Source organism: Ruegeria sp. BHSA123 (assembly GCF_059613425.1).
This window is the reverse complement of record NZ_JBXWSL010000006.1, coordinates 25,940-42,406: the sequence shown is the minus strand read 5'-3', so window position 1 is coordinate 42,406 and position 16,467 is coordinate 25,940. Positions and strand designations below refer to the sequence as shown.

At 58.4% G+C, this 16,467-nt stretch carries 22 protein-coding genes; all 22 read left to right on the top strand.

All coding sequences use genetic code 11. The features are described 5' to 3' along the window. Position 1 precedes the first annotated feature (1 nt). The 22 genes from AC2FNC_RS04860 (at position 2) to nuoK (ending at position 16,463) form a co-directional block, all read left to right on the top strand. On the top strand, positions 2 to 1,933 hold the full coding sequence (locus tag AC2FNC_RS04860; protein WP_496714737.1) for an acetyl/propionyl/methylcrotonyl-CoA carboxylase subunit alpha: 1,932 nt from the start codon (positions 2 to 4) through the stop codon (positions 1,931 to 1,933). A gap of 78 nt (positions 1,934 to 2,011) precedes the next feature. Then, complete coding sequence (locus AC2FNC_RS04855; protein WP_480545725.1) at positions 2,012 to 2,863, top strand: hydroxymethylglutaryl-CoA lyase; 852 nt, start codon at positions 2,012 to 2,014, stop codon at positions 2,861 to 2,863. Position 2,864: 1 nt separating this feature from the next. After that, positions 2,865 to 3,647: a crotonase/enoyl-CoA hydratase family protein gene (locus tag AC2FNC_RS04850; protein WP_480476075.1), complete on the top strand. Its 783-nt coding sequence runs from the start codon at positions 2,865 to 2,867 to the stop codon at positions 3,645 to 3,647. Positions 3,648 to 3,840: 193 nt separating this feature from the next. Next, entirely contained in the window at positions 3,841 to 4,206 is a 366-nt protein-coding gene (locus AC2FNC_RS04845) for an NADH-quinone oxidoreductase subunit A (RefSeq protein ID WP_209504455.1), read from the top strand. Beyond that, on the top strand, positions 4,197 to 4,730 hold the full coding sequence (locus AC2FNC_RS04840; protein WP_209504454.1) for a NuoB/complex I 20 kDa subunit family protein: 534 nt from the start codon (positions 4,197 to 4,199) through the stop codon (positions 4,728 to 4,730). Before AC2FNC_RS04845 ends, AC2FNC_RS04840 begins: the two co-directional genes overlap by 10 nt. Positions 4,731 to 4,742: 12 nt before the next feature. Further along, positions 4,743 to 5,345: an NADH-quinone oxidoreductase subunit C gene (locus tag AC2FNC_RS04835; RefSeq protein WP_480554116.1), complete on the top strand. Its 603-nt coding sequence runs from the start codon at positions 4,743 to 4,745 to the stop codon at positions 5,343 to 5,345. 2 nt (positions 5,346 to 5,347) lie between these two features. Continuing rightward, positions 5,348 to 5,521, top strand: a complete 174-nt coding sequence (locus AC2FNC_RS04830; RefSeq protein ID WP_170569030.1) for a hypothetical protein — start codon at positions 5,348 to 5,350, stop codon at positions 5,519 to 5,521. A gap of 1 nt (position 5,522) precedes the next feature. Beyond that, a complete protein-coding gene (locus AC2FNC_RS04825; protein WP_280923171.1) occupies positions 5,523 to 5,645 on the top strand; it encodes a hypothetical protein in 123 nt (40 codons plus the stop codon). Further along, positions 5,645 to 6,868, top strand: a complete 1,224-nt coding sequence (locus AC2FNC_RS04820; protein ID WP_480476079.1) for an NADH-quinone oxidoreductase subunit D — start codon at positions 5,645 to 5,647, stop codon at positions 6,866 to 6,868. Before AC2FNC_RS04825 ends, AC2FNC_RS04820 begins: the two co-directional genes overlap by 1 nt. After that, complete coding sequence (gene nuoE, locus AC2FNC_RS04815; RefSeq protein ID WP_496714736.1) at positions 6,868 to 7,968, top strand: NADH-quinone oxidoreductase subunit NuoE; 1,101 nt, start codon at positions 6,868 to 6,870, stop codon at positions 7,966 to 7,968. The genes AC2FNC_RS04820 and nuoE overlap by 1 nt, the downstream gene beginning before the upstream one ends. A 30-nt stretch (positions 7,969 to 7,998) precedes the next feature. Beyond that, entirely contained in the window at positions 7,999 to 8,220 is a 222-nt protein-coding gene (locus AC2FNC_RS04810) for a DUF5337 domain-containing protein (protein WP_209598087.1), read from the top strand. Positions 8,221 to 8,232: 12 nt separating this feature from the next. Then, positions 8,233 to 9,531, top strand: a complete 1,299-nt coding sequence (gene nuoF / locus AC2FNC_RS04805) for an NADH-quinone oxidoreductase subunit NuoF (RefSeq protein WP_480476083.1) — start codon at positions 8,233 to 8,235, stop codon at positions 9,529 to 9,531. Between the two features lie 6 nt (positions 9,532 to 9,537). Beyond that, the gene (locus tag AC2FNC_RS04800; RefSeq protein WP_480476085.1) at positions 9,538 to 9,954 is read left to right on the top strand and encodes an MAPEG family protein; all 417 of its coding nucleotides are present in this window, start codon (positions 9,538 to 9,540) and stop codon (positions 9,952 to 9,954) included. Between the two features lie 37 nt (positions 9,955 to 9,991). Next, positions 9,992 to 10,342: a hypothetical protein gene (locus tag AC2FNC_RS04795; protein WP_480476087.1), complete on the top strand. Its 351-nt coding sequence runs from the start codon at positions 9,992 to 9,994 to the stop codon at positions 10,340 to 10,342. Positions 10,343 to 10,440: 98 nt separating this feature from the next. After that, on the top strand, positions 10,441 to 10,845 hold the full coding sequence (locus AC2FNC_RS04790; protein ID WP_480516390.1) for a DUF5333 domain-containing protein: 405 nt from the start codon (positions 10,441 to 10,443) through the stop codon (positions 10,843 to 10,845). A 5-nt stretch (positions 10,846 to 10,850) separates the two neighbouring features. Then, positions 10,851 to 12,872, top strand: coding sequence for an NADH-quinone oxidoreductase subunit NuoG (gene nuoG, locus AC2FNC_RS04785; protein ID WP_480604372.1), 2,022 nt, complete (start codon positions 10,851 to 10,853; stop codon positions 12,870 to 12,872). A 204-nt stretch (positions 12,873 to 13,076) separates the two neighbouring features. Beyond that, complete coding sequence (gene nuoH, locus AC2FNC_RS04780; RefSeq protein WP_117868407.1) at positions 13,077 to 14,114, top strand: NADH-quinone oxidoreductase subunit NuoH; 1,038 nt, start codon at positions 13,077 to 13,079, stop codon at positions 14,112 to 14,114. 1 nt (position 14,115) lies between these two features. After that, a complete protein-coding gene (gene nuoI / locus AC2FNC_RS04775) occupies positions 14,116 to 14,610 on the top strand; it encodes an NADH-quinone oxidoreductase subunit NuoI (protein WP_480554123.1) in 495 nt (164 codons plus the stop codon). Next, entirely contained in the window at positions 14,607 to 15,017 is a 411-nt protein-coding gene (locus AC2FNC_RS04770) for a carboxymuconolactone decarboxylase family protein (RefSeq protein ID WP_170476531.1), read from the top strand. The genes nuoI and AC2FNC_RS04770 overlap by 4 nt, the downstream gene beginning before the upstream one ends. After that, positions 15,014 to 15,616 (top strand): NADH-quinone oxidoreductase subunit J, encoded by a 603-nt coding sequence (locus tag AC2FNC_RS04765; protein WP_480516396.1) that lies wholly within the window; start codon positions 15,014 to 15,016, stop codon positions 15,614 to 15,616. The genes AC2FNC_RS04770 and AC2FNC_RS04765 overlap by 4 nt, the downstream gene beginning before the upstream one ends. An 11-nt stretch (positions 15,617 to 15,627) precedes the next feature. After that, entirely contained in the window at positions 15,628 to 16,161 is a 534-nt protein-coding gene (locus AC2FNC_RS04760; RefSeq protein WP_496714735.1) for a hypothetical protein, read from the top strand. After that, entirely contained in the window at positions 16,158 to 16,463 is a 306-nt protein-coding gene (nuoK, locus tag AC2FNC_RS04755; RefSeq protein ID WP_005984024.1) for an NADH-quinone oxidoreductase subunit NuoK, read from the top strand. The genes AC2FNC_RS04760 and nuoK overlap by 4 nt, the downstream gene beginning before the upstream one ends. Positions 16,464 to 16,467: the final 4 nt, after the last annotated feature.

Here is a 16,467-nt window from a genome sequence, read left to right as displayed (position 1 = left end):
TATGTTCAACAAAATCCTGATAGCCAACCGGGGCGAGATTGCTTGCCGGGTGATGGAAACGGCTCAGAAGATGGGCGTGTCCTGTGTGGCTGTTTACTCCGATGCGGACGCCTCGGCCAAGCATGTGCAGATGGCAGATGAGGCGGTGCATATCGGCGGGTCGGCTCCGGCGGAGAGTTATCTGAAGGGCGATGTGATCATTCAGACGGCGTTGGATACCGGCGCGCAGGCGATCCACCCGGGCTATGGCTTTCTGTCCGAAAATCCCGAATTCGTGGATGCGGTCGAAGCGGCAGGGTTGATATTCATAGGCCCCTCGGCGGATGCGATCCGCAAGATGGGCCTCAAGGATGCTGCCAAGGTGTTGATGGAGCAGGCTGGCGTGCCCGTGGTGCCCGGCTATCACGGCGACAATCAGGATCCCGAACATTTGGCGGGTGCGGCGGATGCGATTGGGTATCCGGTGCTGATTAAGGCCGTTGCAGGCGGCGGCGGTAAAGGTATGCGTCTGGTCGAACGCCCCGAGGATTTCCGTTCCGCATTGGACAGCGCACGGGGCGAAGCCAAAACCGCTTTTGGCAATGACGCAGTGCTGGTCGAGAAATTCGTGGCCAAACCTCGCCATATCGAAGTGCAGGTATTTGGTGACGGTACCCATGCGGTGCATCTGTTTGAACGCGATTGCTCGTTGCAACGCCGCCATCAGAAAGTGATCGAAGAGGCACCAGCCCCGGGCATGACTTCTGAGATGCGGGAGGCGATGGGGCAGGCCGGTGTGCGTGCCGCCGAGGCGATCGGGTACAAGGGTGCAGGCACGGTGGAGTTCATCGTCGATGCCTCGGACGGGCTGCGCCCCGACAGATTCTGGTTCATGGAGATGAACACCCGCCTGCAGGTGGAACACCCGGTTACAGAGGCCATCACCGGCATCGATCTGGTGGAATGGCAGTTGCGCGTTGCAGCAGGAGAGAGCCTTCCCAGGCAACAGGATGATCTGTCGATCTCGGGTCACGCCTTCGAGGCCCGGCTTTATGCCGAGGATGTACCAAAAGGGTTCTTGCCGGCGACAGGTACACTGACTCATCTGGTTTTCCCGGCCAACTGCCGTGCGGATAGTGGCGTTCGCGCAGGTGACACGATCAGCCCCTGGTATGACCCGATGATTGCCAAAGTGGTGGTGCACGGTCCGACCCGCGCCGTCGCGCTTGAGACGTTGAACCGAGTGCTGCGGGAGACCGAAGTGGCGGGCACCGTTACGAATCTCGCCTTTCTGGGAGCGCTGACCCGCCATGACGGATTTGCCTCGGGCGATGTGGATACGGGCCTGATCGGGCGCGATCTTGACGGGTTGGTGCGGGAATCGCCGACTTCGGCCACAACCGCAGTTGCGGCTGCTATGACCGCACTGGATTTGGTTAATGTCACGCCTGACACCGGGTTTTCGCTCTGGGCTCCGTTGCATCGGGCGGTGCAGCTGTCCGATCAGGGAGAGGTTTTTGATCTGGACGTGCAGGTCGACGGGTCGGATCGCCAGCTTTGGCAGCTGGGCGAACACCGTGTCGTGGCCGAGCGGATCTCGGGGCAGTGGACGCTGAACGGCGCACCGATGCCGCGGGTCGCTGTCAGCGGAACAACTTTGACCGTATTTACCGACTACGGTCACAGTTTCGACGTTATCGACCCGCTGGACCGGGATGCCAGCGCGACGGGTGACACCAACGTGATCGAGGCGCCGATGCCGGGTCTGGTCAAGGCAGTTTTTGCCACCGCGGGGCAGACCGTTCAGGAAGGCGACCGTTTGGCCATTCTGGAAGCGATGAAAATGGAGCATTCGTTGCTGGCCGCGCGCGATGGTGTGGTGGCCGAGGTGCTGGTCGAAGATGGCGCGCAGGTCGAGGCTGGGGCAGCTTTGGTGCGTTTGGAAGAAGAGTGATCTGTACCCGCGCGGCTTGACGTGCCACGGTCGCGCGATCCGTATTTGGAATGAGAACAAGCCATAAGGGGTTCTGACATGGGTGATCTGGTCGAAATCTACGAAGTTGGACCGCGCGACGGGCTACAAAACGAAACGCGTGAGATACCGGTTGCCGACAAGGTGGCGCTGATCAATTGCCTCAGTCGCGCCGGGTTTCGACGGATCGAAGTTGCAAGCTTTGTCTCTCCCAAATGGGTGCCTCAAATGGCGGGGTCGGCGCAGGTTCTGGCCGGTATTACCCGCGCGGACGGCGTGCGCTACGCGGCGTTGACGCCGAATATGCGCGGGTATGAGGATGCGCTGGCCGCCAAAGCGGATGAGATTGCCATTTTTGCGTCGGCTTCCGAGGGGTTTTCCAAGGCAAACATCAATGCCTCGATCGCCGAGTCAATCGAACGGTTCACGCCGATTCTCGAAGCGGCGCGTCATATCGACCTTCCGGTTCGCGGCTACGTCTCTTGCGTGACGGATTGCCCCTATGATGGCCCGACCCCGCCCGAGAAAGTCGCCGAAATTGCCGACCGGTTGTTTGCGTTGGGCTGTTACGAGGTGTCATTGGGGGACACGATCGGGCAAGGCACGCCAGACAAGATTGCGCATATGCTTCTGGCGGTTCGGGAAAGGGTTCCTGTGACGCGGCTTGCCGGGCATTTTCATGACACCAATGGGCGTGCAATCGACAATATCGATGCGGCACTTTCGCTGGGTGTGCGTGTGTTCGACGCGGCCGTGGGTGGGCTTGGCGGTTGCCCATATGCTCCGGGGGCTGCGGGTAATGTCGCGACTGAAACCGTTGCAGCGCATTTGCACCGGTTGGGCTATCAAACCGGTCTGGATATCGATGTGGTCGAAGAGGCCGCGCAGATGGCCAAGGCGTTGAGAGGCTAACATGTTCGAAACAATCTCGATTTCAGCAGACGAACGCGGTGTTGCCACGTTAACTCTGGACCGGGCGGAAAAGCACAACGCGCTCTCGGGTCAGATGATTGCCGAGCTGACACAGGCGGCGTCGCAACTGGGTCAGGATGGCACTGTCAGAGCGGTCGTTCTGGCTGCTGCGGGAAAGACGTTTTGCGCTGGTGGTGATCTGGGATGGATGCAGGACCAGATGGCGGCCGACAAGGCGACGCGGTTTGTCGAGGCGCGCAAGCTGGCCGAGATGTTGCAGGCGTTGAACACGATGCCCAAACCCCTGATCGGGGCGCTACAAGGCAACGCCTTTGGCGGAGGTGTTGGAATGGCGGCCGTGTGCGATGTCGCCATCGGTGTAGATAGTCTGAAGATGGGACTGACCGAGACCCGGCTTGGGCTGATCCCAGCGACAATCGGCCCTTATGTTATCGCTCGTATGGGTGAGGCGCGGGCACGGCGTGTATTCATGTCGGCCCGGTTGTTCGATGCGCCCGAAGCGGTTGATTTGGGATTGCTGGCAAAGGCTGTGCCTCCCGAGCAGCTTGCGGCTGCGATAGAAGATGAACTCCGGCCCTATCTTTCGTGCGCGCCGGGGGCAGTTGCATCTGCCAAGGCATTGGTTCGAACTCTGGGACCTCGTATTGATGATGCCACAATCGACCAGACCATCAACGAACTGGTCGAGCGCTGGGAAACGGAAGAGGCACGTGAAGGGATCGCGGCGTTCTTCGAAAAACGTAAACCTGCATGGAATAAGTAAGTTTACCGAGTTTCCGTAAGCCAATGCAAATCGCTCGTGATGCGATTCTATGCCGCGCTGTCAAGCGTATGTTTGATGGCAGAGGGGGCTGTGTTCGGTTGACCCTCTGACCCGGCGGGGATAGAGAATGTCCAGTCAACACGCCAATTGACGGCGCACCCGACAAGATGCGTGCGCAAGAAAGGAGCTATTCGTGGAAGACCTGCTGCGGGAGTATCTCCCGATTCTGGTGTTTCTGGCCGTTGCCGTAGGCCTTGGAATCGTCCTGATTCTTGCCGCCGTTGTACTGGCTGTCCGCAATCCCGACCCCGAAAAGGTCAGCGCATATGAATGTGGCTTCAATGCATTCGACGATGCGCGAATGAAATTTGACGTCCGATTCTATCTGGTCTCGATTCTCTTCATCATCTTTGATCTTGAGATCGCATTCCTGTTTCCCTGGGCTGTCGGGTTCCGCGATATCAGCGATGTCGGCTTCTGGTCGATGATGGTGTTTCTGGCCGTGCTGACCATCGGCTTTGCCTATGAGTGGAAGAAAGGGGCCCTGGAATGGGAGTGATGACCGGTGCAAATACCGCTGGCGTCGACAAAGAAGTCGCCACTCAGGCCCTGAATGCCGAGTTGCAGGACAAAGGTTTTCTGCTGACCTCGAGCGAGGATATTATCAACTGGGCCCGTACGGGTTCGCTGCATTGGATGACCTTTGGTCTGGCCTGCTGCGCGGTTGAAATGATGCACACTTCGATGCCGCGCTATGATGCGGAACGTTTCGGCATCGCGCCACGCGCCTCTCCGCGCCAATCTGACGTGATGATCGTGGCTGGCACGCTGACCAACAAGATGGCTCCTGCCTTGCGCAAGGTTTACGACCAGATGCCCGAGCCGCGCTATGTGATCTCGATGGGATCCTGCGCGAATGGGGGGGGCTACTACCACTATTCCTATTCCGTCGTGCGTGGCTGTGACCGGGTTGTTCCGGTGGATATTTACGTGCCTGGCTGCCCTCCAACCGCCGAGGCGCTGCTTTACGGTCTGCTACAGCTGCAACGCAAAATCCGCCGCACCGGCACAATTGTACGCTGAGGGGAAGGGTAGATGAGCGAAGCACTCAAAGAACTCGGCACCCAGCTTGAACTGAAACGAGCCGATTGCGTTCTGTCCTGGGATGTGACCCATGGCGAGCTGAACGTCGATGTGGCGCCGTCGAATCTGGTGGAATTCGTAGAATTCCTGCGGTCGGACCAAAACTGCAAGTTCTCAACATTGGTGGATATCACCGGCGTCGATTACCCCGAACGTGCCAAGCGGTTCGATGTGGTGTACCACTTCCTGTCGATGTACCAGAACCAGCGTGTCCGTCTGCGGGTTTCGATCCGCGAAGATGACATGGTGCCTTCGATCGTCGATATCCACCCCTCGGCCAACTGGTTCGAGCGTGAGGTGTTCGACATGTTCGGCATCCTGTTCTCGGGACATCCAGATTTGCGGCGGATTCTGACGGACTATGGATTCCGTGGCCATCCGCTGCGCAAGGATTTCCCGACCACCGGCTACACCGAGGTGCGTTATGACGAGGCGCAGAAACGCGTGGTCTATGAGCCGGTCAGTCTGGTGCAGGAATACCGTCAGTTTGATTTCATGTCCCCATGGGAAGGTGCGAACTACATTCTGCCGGGGGATGAGAAACAGGAGACGTAATCATGGAGTTCCTGATCTGGATAATTCTGGTTGTTGCAACGGTCATTCCGATGATCAAGCTGCTGCCGCATTTCGGGATCAACAAGAACTGGGCGTTTGCATGCATCATCTCTCCGGTCGTGATTGTCCTGCTGTGGATGATGGCGATGAAACTGCAAGAGATGGAGCGACGCTGAGATGATGGGTGAGTTGATCATTCTGGGCGCGTTAGGGGTTCTACTGGCCGGAGCTGCGGTCAAAGCGACCGAGGCGGAAAAGGTCCGGGTTCGGGCCGAAGCAAAGAAGAAACGAGGGCGGTGATGGACGGCTCAAGATACGATGACGGCAGCACGGACGCGCTGAGCGGCGAGCAGAAGATCCGCAACTTTAACATCAACTTCGGCCCGCAACACCCTGCGGCTCACGGAGTTTTGCGTCTGGTGCTCGAGTTGGACGGTGAAATCGTCGAGCGTTGCGACCCGCATATCGGCTTGCTGCACCGTGGCACCGAAAAGCTGATGGAAAGCCGGACCTATCTGCAGAACCTGCCGTATTTCGACCGTCTGGACTATGTAGCACCGATGAACCAGGAACATGCCTGGTGTCTGGCCATCGAAAAGCTGACCGGGGTCGAGGTGCCGCGCCGTGGCTCTCTGATCCGGGTTCTGTATTCCGAGATCGGGCGCATCCTGAACCACCTGCTGAACGTGACGACGCAGGCGATGGACGTCGGCGCACTGACCCCGCCACTCTGGGGTTTTGAAGAGCGTGAAAAGCTGATGGTGTTCTATGAGCGTGCCTGCGGTGCCCGCCTGCACGCCGCTTATTTCCGTCCGGGTGGTGTACATCAGGACCTGCCGCCGGAACTGCTGGACGATATCGAGGCGTGGAGCCACGAATTCCCCAACGTCCTTGATGACATTGACGGGCTGCTGACCGAAAACCGCATCTTCAAACAGCGCAACGCTGATATCGGCGTCGTGACCGAGGATGACATCCAGAAGTACGGCTTCTCGGGCGTGATGGTGCGCGGATCGGGTCTGGCATGGGACCTGCGCCGCGCGCAGCCCTACGAGTGCTACGACGAGTTCGAGTTCCAGATCCCTGTTGGCAAGAACGGCGACTGTTATGACCGCTACCTTGTCCGTATGGAAGAAATGCGCCAGTCGCTGCTGATCATCCGTCAGGCCATCGCCAAAATCCGCGAGTGCCCGGGTGACGTTCTGGCGCGTGGCAAGATCACTCCGCCGAAACGCTCGGACATGAAGACCTCGATGGAAAGTCTGATCCATCACTTCAAGCTGTACACCGAAGGCTTCCACGTTCCTGCCGGTGAAGTTTATGCCGCCGTCGAAGCCCCCAAGGGCGAGTTCGGCGTCTATCTGGTCGCTGACGGCACCAACAAACCCTACCGCGCCAAACTGCGCGCGCCGGGTTTCCTGCACCTGCAAGCCATGGACCACGTTGCCAAAGGCCACCAACTGGCCGACGTCGCCGCCATCATCGGCACTATGGACGTCGTATTTGGAGAGATTGACCGCTAATGCTCCGCCGTCTTCATCCCGAACAACCTGAAAGCTTTGCCTTCACCGCTGCCAACCAGCAATGGGCCGAAGCGCAGATTACCAAATATCCCGAAGGCCGTCAGGCCAGTGCGGTGATCCCTCTGCTGTGGCGTGCGCAGGAGCAGGAAGGCTGGCTGAGCCGCCCGGCGATTGAATCCGTCGCCGACATGCTGGGTATGGCTTATATCCGCGTGCTAGAGGTGGCCTCGTTCTACTTCATGTTCCAGCTGCAACCGGTGGGATCTGTGGCCCATGTTCAAGTTTGCGGAACGACCTCATGCATGATTTGCGGGGCCGAGGATCTGATCGCTGTTTGCAAGGAGAAGATCGCGGCCAAGCCACACGTGCTGTCCGCCGATGGCAAGCTGAGCTGGGAAGAGGTCGAATGCCTTGGCTCCTGCACCAATGCGCCGATGGCGCAGATCGGCAAGGATTACTACGAAGACCTGACCGCTGCGAGCTTTGGCAAGATCCTTGATGATCTGGTGGCGGGGAAAGTTCCGACGCCGGGCCCGCAGAATGGTCGCTATGCGGCTGAACCGCTCAAGGGGCTGACCAGCCTGACGGAGTATGACAGCGGCAAAACGCAGTACAACGCCAGCGTCGAACTGGCCACCGATATTGGCGATACGGTCAGGCGCATTGATGGGACCGAGGTTCCGATCCTGACCCCTTGGTTGGGCAAGGATGGCAAAGCGGCTGCGACCAAAGCTGCACCGAAGCCGCCCAAAGCGCCAACCCCGGCGAAACCTGCTGTGAAACAGGCCGCTGAGGCGAAGGCAGCGCAAGAGGACCAGCCCGAAACACTGACGGGCGCGCGCAACGGCAAGGCAGATAACCTGAAACTGTTGAAAGGCGTAGGCCCCAAGCTGGAGCAGACCCTGAACGAGTTGGGCTTCTTCCACTATGATCAGATCGCAGCCTGGACGCCGGAACAGGTCGCCTGGGTCGATGCTCGGCTGAAGTTCAAGGGCCGGATCGAGCGCGATGGCTGGATTGAACAGGCAGCCAAGCTTGCGGCGGGTGAGGAAACCGAATTTGCCAAACGTGCCAAGGAAGATGGCACCTACGAAGACTAAACGGGTGCCCCATCGGGGCATCGGGGGATGATGGACAAGGATAAGGATCAGGCCATAGCCCGAAAGGGCAGACATATCGGCATCGTAATAGCGGTGACGATGGTGATCTGGCTTGCCATGAATCTGTTCATTGGCCCCGCGCTGGGTTTGACAGCCCGGCACGCGCTGCTGTTTGATTTTGCCGCTTTGGCGGCATTCATTTATGCGGGTGTGAACATTTTTCAACTCTGGCGCATGCGTCAGGACAGCTGAAGGTAACGAATGATGCTGAAGGATCAGGACCGGATCTTTACCAACATCTACGGGATGCACGAACGCACGCTGAAAGGCGCGCAAGCCCGCGGGCATTGGGACGGCACAGCTGGCCTGATTGAAAAGGGCCGGGACTGGATCATTCAGACAATGAAGGATTCCGGGCTGCGCGGACGCGGCGGTGCGGGCTTCCCAACTGGCCTGAAATGGTCGTTTATGCCAAAGGAAAGCGACGGTCGCCCTTCCTATCTGGTTGTGAATGCCGATGAATCCGAGCCCGGCACCTGCAAAGACCGTGAGATCATGCGCCATGATCCGCACACGTTGATTGAAGGGTGTCTGATCGCCTCTTTCGCGATGAACGCGCATACCTGCTATATCTACCTGCGCGGCGAATATATCCGCGAGCGCGAGGCATTGCAGGCCGCGATTGACGAGGCCTATGACGCGGGGCTTCTTGGCAAAAACGCCGCTGGTTCGGGCTGGGATTTCGATCTTTTCCTTCATCACGGGGCAGGGGCTTATATTTGTGGCGAGGAAACCGCCCTGATCGAAAGCCTTGAGGGCAAGAAGGGTATGCCGCGGATGAAACCTCCGTTCCCGGCGGGCGCGGGGCTGTACGGATGTCCGACCACTGTGAACAACGTGGAATCCATCGCGGTGGTGCCGACCGTCTTGCGACGGGGTGCGGATTGGTTCGCTGGATTTGGTCGTCAGAACAACGCAGGTACCAAGCTGTTTGCGATCTCGGGCCACGTGAACAACCCTTGCGTCGTCGAAGAGGCGATGTCGATCCCGTTCGAACAGCTGATCGAAACCCATTGCGGCGGCATTCGCGGCGGGTGGGATAATCTGCTGGCGGTTATCCCTGGTGGATCCTCGGTTCCCTGCGTGCGCGGTGAAAACATGCGCGACGCGATCATGGATTTCGATTACCTGCGCAACGATCTGGGGTCGGGTCTGGGTACGGCAGCGGTGATTGTGATGGACAAGTCCACCGACATCATCAAGGCGATCTGGCGCTTGTCGAAGTTTTACAAGCATGAAAGCTGTGGTCAGTGTACGCCGTGTCGCGAAGGCACCGGCTGGATGATGCGTGTGATGGATCGTCTGGTGCGTGGTGAAGCTGAGCTGGAAGAGATCGACATGTTGTTTGACGTGACCAAACAGGTCGAAGGACACACGATCTGCGCCTTGGGCGATGCGGCCGCCTGGCCGATCCAGGGCCTGATCCGGAATTTCCGGGAAGAGATCGAAGACCGCATCAAGGCTCAGAAATCGGGCCGTATGGGTGCGATGGCAGCGGAGTGAACGAAGATGGAAGTGTTTGCAGAATATAGCCACGCAATTGCGTCGGTTGTGCTATTCACGCTGGTTGTATTGTTTCTGGCGCCGTTTTCGGCACTGGCCAAACAAGCCAAGGGGCTGGCACCCGGTGCGACACCTGACCAGGATTATGCCGACAAGGCGTATCGTCTGAACCGGGCCTATCTGAACGGGACGGAGACACTTCCTGCGTTTGTGACAGTCATTACAGCGGCGATTCTGCTGGGCGTCAGCCCGTTCTGGGTAAACCTGCTGGCCTCGGTGGCGCTGGTTGCGCGCTTGGCGATGCTGGTGGTGCACTTGAAGGGGATCGGCAAGCCAACCAGCGGCCCGCGGACAATTTTGTATGTGATCGGATGGGCGTGCATGGTCGTAATCGGGCTCATGGCATTGGTCGCGGCGTTTTGATAGCGACGCAGCGGAACAGAAAACAAAGAGGGAAAGTATGAAGGCCCCCAAAGCCCTTATTGTTGCGCTGGCATTGGTTGGTGTTTCCGCTTGCGGTCTGGTTAAGCCGTCGGCAGATCGGCTTTTGTTTGATGGCAAGTCGTTCAGAACCAAGGCGAAGGTGGTCGACAAGAAGACCTCGCCCGCGGACTTTACGGTTGTCGTCAAAGGCGTCTCTGCTTCACTCGATGGTGCGCGCGAGGCCGGACGTCATGAAGGTACCAAATTCTGCATCCAGAACTTCGGGTCGTCTCGGATTTCGTGGACGGTGGGTCCGGATACAGACCCGCAGAACCTTAGCATCAGCAATGATCAACTGACATTTGCAGGAACCTGCCAGCGGCCATGACCGGTGTTTTTCCATATCTCCGGTGGGCGGGCAGGGTGTTATTGCCTAGCAGCCGCGAACCGCTTCGTCTTGGACAGTCCAAGACGAAAGGAAAACCCATGTCTGTTACAAAACTAGCCGCCCTCGCATCGCTGATGGCCTTGCCCGTGGTTGCAGAAGCAAAGCCGCCCTTGAGGGATGTCAAAGAGATCGACAACGAACTCTACTACATCGCCATTGCAAATGAGATTTCCGAGTTCTGCCCGTCGATCAGCGGGCGGCGATTGAAAGCGATCAGTGTGATGTGGGGACTGCGGTCCAAAGCGAATAATCTGGGGTACTCGGACACGGAAATCCGCTCATATGTCGAGTCGGATGCTGAAAAGGATCGGATGCGGGCCAAGGGCGAGGCTTATCTGGCGAAAAACGGCGTGTCCTACGACAACCCCAAAACATTCTGCTCTTTGGGGCAGAAGGAAATCCAAAGAAACAGCGCCATTGGCGTTTATTTGAGAGCGAACTGAGAGCCATGTCTGACCTCCGCAAGATCAATATCGACGGGCAGGAAATCGAAGTCGAAGGTGCGATGACCCTGATACAGGCCTGTGAGCAGGCCGGGGTCGAGGTGCCGCGTTTCTGCTATCACGAGCGTCTGTCGATTGCGGGAAACTGCCGGATGTGTCTGGTTGAAGTGGTGGGCGGTCCGCCGAAACCGGCTGCATCCTGCGCGATGCAGGTGCGTGACCTGCGCCCGGGGCCAGAAGGGCAGCCACCGGTGGTCAAGACGAACTCTCCCATGGTCAAAAAGGCCCGCGAAGGTGTGATGGAGTTCCTGCTGATCAACCATCCGCTGGATTGCCCGATCTGCGATCAGGGCGGCGAATGCGATCTTCAGGATCAGGCGATGGCTTATGGCCTGTCCGGTTCGCGGTTCAAGGAAGCCAAGCGCGCGGTTGATGATCTGGATCTGGGACCGCTTGTGGGCACGGCAATGACCCGCTGCATCAGTTGCACCCGTTGCGTGCGCTTTACCACCGAAGTCGCTGGGATCACTCAGATGGGTCAGACAGGGCGCGGTGAGGATGCCGAGATCACCTCGTATCTGAACCAGACGCTGGATTCGAACCTGCAGGGCAACATTATCGACCTGTGCCCGGTTGGGGCGCTGACCTCGAAACCTTATGCGTTTACGGCGCGCCCGTGGGAATTGACCAAAACCGAAAGCATCGACGTTATGGACGCGCTGGGATCGAACATTCGTGTCGATACCAAAGGGCGCGAGGTGATGCGCTTCCTTCCTCGCAATCATGACGGAGTGAATGAAGAGTGGATCAGCGACAAAACCCGCTTTGTCTGGGACGGGTTGCGGCGTCAGCGACTGGACAAACCTTACATCCGCGAAAACGGCAAGCTGCGCCCGGCCTCATGGTCCGAAGCACTTACCAAGGCCGCAGAAGCGCTGAAAGGTGCTGAGAAGCCAGCCGGTATCGTCGGTGATCTGGTACCGGTCGAGGCCGCATTCGCATTGAAACAGATGATCGAAGGGCAAGGCGGAGTTGTTGAGTGCCGCACCGATGGGGCCAAGCTTCCGGTCGGGAACCGTGGCGGATATGCCGGGACCGCCGCGATTGAAGTCATCGATACGGCCGAGCGTATTCTTCTGATTGGCACCAACCCGCGCGATGAAGCACCGGTTTTGAACGCGCGTATCCGCAAGGCGTGGGCGCACGGGGCCGAAGTCGCTTTGGTGGGTCCAGCGGTCGATCTGACTTATGGGTACCATCATGTGGGCGATGATCGCGCAGCGCTGCAAAAGGTTGTCGACATGGGCGGCGACGATGAAATCAGGGGTAAACGCTCGCTGGTCATCGTCGGGCAGGGAGCGCTGCAGGAGGCGGACGGAGGAGCTGTTCTGGCTGCCGCGCAAACAATTGCCGCAAATACGGAAAGCGGCCTGATCATTTTGCACACTGCGGCGTCGCGCGTGGGCGCGATGGATGTGGACGCCACCAACGATGGCGGTATGGAAGCAATAAATGCTGCGGATGTGATCTATAACCTTGGTGCGGATGAGGTCGAAATCGGCGAAGGCGCCTTTGTGATTTATCAGGGCAGCCACGGGGATCGGGGCGCGCATCGCGCAGATGTGATCCTGCCGGGCGCGGCATATACCGAAGAAAACGGTCTGTTCGTGAACATGGAAGGCCGCCCGCAACTGGCGATGCGCGCTGGGTTTGCGCCTGGTGAGGCCAAGGAAAACTGGGCCATCCTGCGTGCGCTGTCGGCTGAGCTGGGGGCGACACTCCCCTATGACTCGCTTGCGCAGTTGCGCACAGCCTTGATCGAGGCGGTTCCCCATCTGGCCCGCATCGACGAGGTGATCGAGAATGAGGTTCAAGCGCTGGAGGCCGGGTCTTTGGGCAAGGCGACCTTCCGCAATGCGATCAAGGATTTCTATCTGACCAACCCGATCGCTCGGGCCTCGCAACTGATGGCCGAGCTTTCGGCGCAGGCGCAAGCCCGCAAAGCTGAGAAGATTGCGGCGGAATGAACGAAAGCAGTTTCATATCGCAAACCAGCGCTGTGGTCGGGTGGCACCTGACTGCGCCGGAAATGTGCTTGAAACGAAAGAAAAAGGGTGGCGCAATGGCGGCAGATACTGTTTACACCAACGCGCCGACCCAGCCGCAGTTTGCGCAGGCATCGGGCCTTTGCATCGCGCGCGAAAAACGGAATACCCACGGTGTGAGGACCAATGGCTGAATTCTTTAACACCCCCGGCGGAATAGCCATCATCATTCTGGCGCAAGTGCTTGCTGTTGTTGCCTTCGTGATGATCTCGCTGTTGTTCCTTGTTTATGGCGACCGCAAGATCTGGGCCGCTGTCCAGATGCGCCGCGGCCCTAACGTGGTCGGCGTTTACGGTCTGCTGCAATCGGTGGCGGATGCGTTGAAATACGTCGTCAAAGAGGTCGTGATCCCCGCGGGAGCCGACCGCACGGTTTTCATCCTCGCGCCGCTCACCTCTTTCGTGTTGGCGATGATCGCCTGGGCGGTGATCCCGTTCAATGATGGCTGGGTCCTGTCGGACATCAACGTCGCAATCCTCTATGTCTTCGCCGTGTCCTCGCTTGAGGTTTATGGCGTGATCATGGGTGGTTGGGCGTCGAACTCAAAGTACCCGTTCTTGGGCTCGTTGCGCTCAGCCGCACAGATGATCTCATACGAGGTTTCCATCGGTCTGATCATCATCGGTGTGATCATCTCGACCGGGTCGATGAACTTTGGTGACATCGTCCGCGCGCAGGATGGGTCGTTCGGCTTCTTCAGCTGGTACTGGCTGCCGCATTTCCCGATGGTCTTTCTGTTCTTCATTTCGGCGCTGGCCGAGACCAACCGACCACCGTTTGACCTGCCCGAAGCGGAATCGGAACTGGTGGCGGGTTATCAGGTCGAATATTCGGCCACACCCTTCCTGCTGTTCATGGCCGGTGAATACATCGCGATCTTCCTGATGTGCGCGCTGACCTCGCTGCTGTTCTTCGGCGGCTGGCTGTCGCCAATCCCGGGCCTGCCCGATGGCGTGTTGTGGATGGTCGCCAAGATGGCGTTCTTCTTCTTCATCTTCGCGATGGTCAAGGCCATCACGCCTCGCTACCGCTATGACCAGCTGATGCGATTGGGCTGGAAAGTTTTCCTGCCGTTCTCGCTGGTTTGGGTGGTCTTTGTGGCCTTTGCGGCGAAATTCGACTGGTTCTGGGGCGCATTCGCCCGTTGGAGCGTAGGAGGCTGATATGGCAAACATCGATTACACCCGCGCTGCCAAATACTTCCTGCTGCAGGATTTCTGGGTCGGCTTCAAACTGGGGATGAAGTATTTCTTCGCTCCCAAGGCCACCCTGAACTATCCGCACGAAAAAGGCCCTCTGTCCCCGCGGTTTCGCGGTGAACACGCCCTGCGCCGCTATCCAAACGGTGAAGAGCGCTGCATCGCGTGTAAACTGTGCGAGGCGGTCTGCCCGGCACAGGCCATCACCATCGATGCCGAACCCCGCGCGGACGGCAGCCGCCGCACCACGCGCTATGACATTGACATGACCAAGTGCATCTATTGCGGCTTCTGCCAAGAGGCATGCCCGGTTGATGCCATCGTCGAAGGCCCGAACTTTGAATTCGCGACGGAAACCCGGGAAGAGCTGTTCTACGACAAGGAAAAACTCCTGTCGAATGGCGAACGCTGGGAAGCCGAGATCGCGCGCAATCTGGAACTGGACGCACCTTACCGATGAGTGACAGCCCGACAAATCCGTTCGAGCTGATGATGAAGCAAGCTCAGGACATGGCCAAGGCGATGAACCCGGCGATGGAAAGCTTCTCGCCCAAAGGGTTCGAGGCGCTGTGGCCGACCATGCCCAAAGAGGTCATGGAGATGATGTTCGGCAACACCGTCAACAAGGACGGGCTGGATGCCAAAACACGCCTGCTGCTGACGCTGGCCGGGCTGACCTGTCAGGGCGCTCAGGCGGATTCGGCTGTTCGTCAGACCGTGCGTCATGCGCTGGAAGCGGGCGCAAAGAAACAAGAGATCGTGGAAACGATCGGTCAGATGTCGGTCTTTGCCGGCATCCCGGCCATGACCCGCGCGCTGGATCTGGCGCAAGAGGTCATGGGCGACAACGAGGATGAGGATCAATGACCGTCTTTGCCTTCTACCTGTTTGCCATCAGCGCCATCACCGGCGGGCTGTTCACGGTGATCAGCCGCCAACCGGTGCACTCGGTCCTGTGGCTGATCCTGGCGTTTCTGTCCTCGGCAGGGCTGTTCGTGCTGCTGGGGGCCGAGTTCGTGGCGATGCTGCTGGTCATCGTCTATGTCGGCGCGGTCGCGGTTCTGTTCCTCTTCGTGGTGATGATGCTGGACGTGGACTTTGCCGAGCTCAAGGCCGAAATGGCGCGCTATATGCCGCTGGCCCTGCTGATTGGTCTGATCATCCTGATGCAGTTTGTCATGGCTTTCGGGGCGTGGGACAGCGCACAGGGTGCTGCGGCCAATCTGGCCCAGCCGGTCCCGACAGACCGCCACAACACCGAGGCGCTTGGCCTCATCCTTTACGATCAATACTTCCTTCTGTTCCAACTGGCGGGCCTGATCCTGCTGGTGGCCATGATCGGCGCCATCGTTCTGACGCTGCGCCACCGCAAGGACATCAAGCGTCAGGACATTATCGGCCAGATGATGCGTGACCCGGCCAAGGCGATGGAGTTGAAGGACGTGAAACCGGGGCAGGGATTGTGAGAGGCGAACTCTTGAAAGTTTTAGCCATGACGGCTTGTCTTGCGCTAGCTCCGGCGTCGCTGTTGGCGTGTGAGAGTGCGCCGCAGAACGAGGGTTACAAGTTAAAACGAATGAACTCCGATTGCAGCTTTGTAAATGGCGGTAGAGGGCAATTCGAAACGTTCTCCGAAGAAGCCGTAGTCAATATCGGCAATGGACGCATTGGACAACGTGTGAATGCCGGAGACGGTTGCAGCCCGAAACAAAGCCTGTTCTTTCAAAACTGCGGCAGCGGAGAAGGTATCGTTATCGATAGAGAATATAGGCCGACCAACATCGCCGGTTACGTGCCAAGTTCTATTGATCTGATACAAAAGCCAGAAGGTCCCATCGGACTAACCGCTGAGACAACAGTCGCCGAACTGAAGCAGATTGCATCCGAACATCGAAATTCATTCACGAAAGATATCCGGAAGTTCTTTGCTCGAACCAAAAACCACAAGCGCATCGACTACACCTGCGGCTGCAAACTCTACTACCCCGACTCGCCAGGAGCGAAGCTATGATCGGACTTGAACACTATCTTACGGTCGCGGCGACGCTGTTCGTCATCGGCATCTTCGGTCTCTTCCTGAACCGCAAGAACGTCATCATCCTGCTGATGAGCATCGAACTGATGCTGCTGGCAGTGAATATCAACCTCGTGGCGTTTTCCAGTTTCCTCGGCGATCTGGTCGGGCAGGTGTTCACGCTGTTCGTGCTGACCGTTGCAGCAGCCGAGGCGGCGATTGGTCTGGCCATTCTGGTCTGTTTCTTCCGCAACCGCGGTACGATCGCGGTTGAAGACGTCAATATGATGAAGGGGTAAGGGA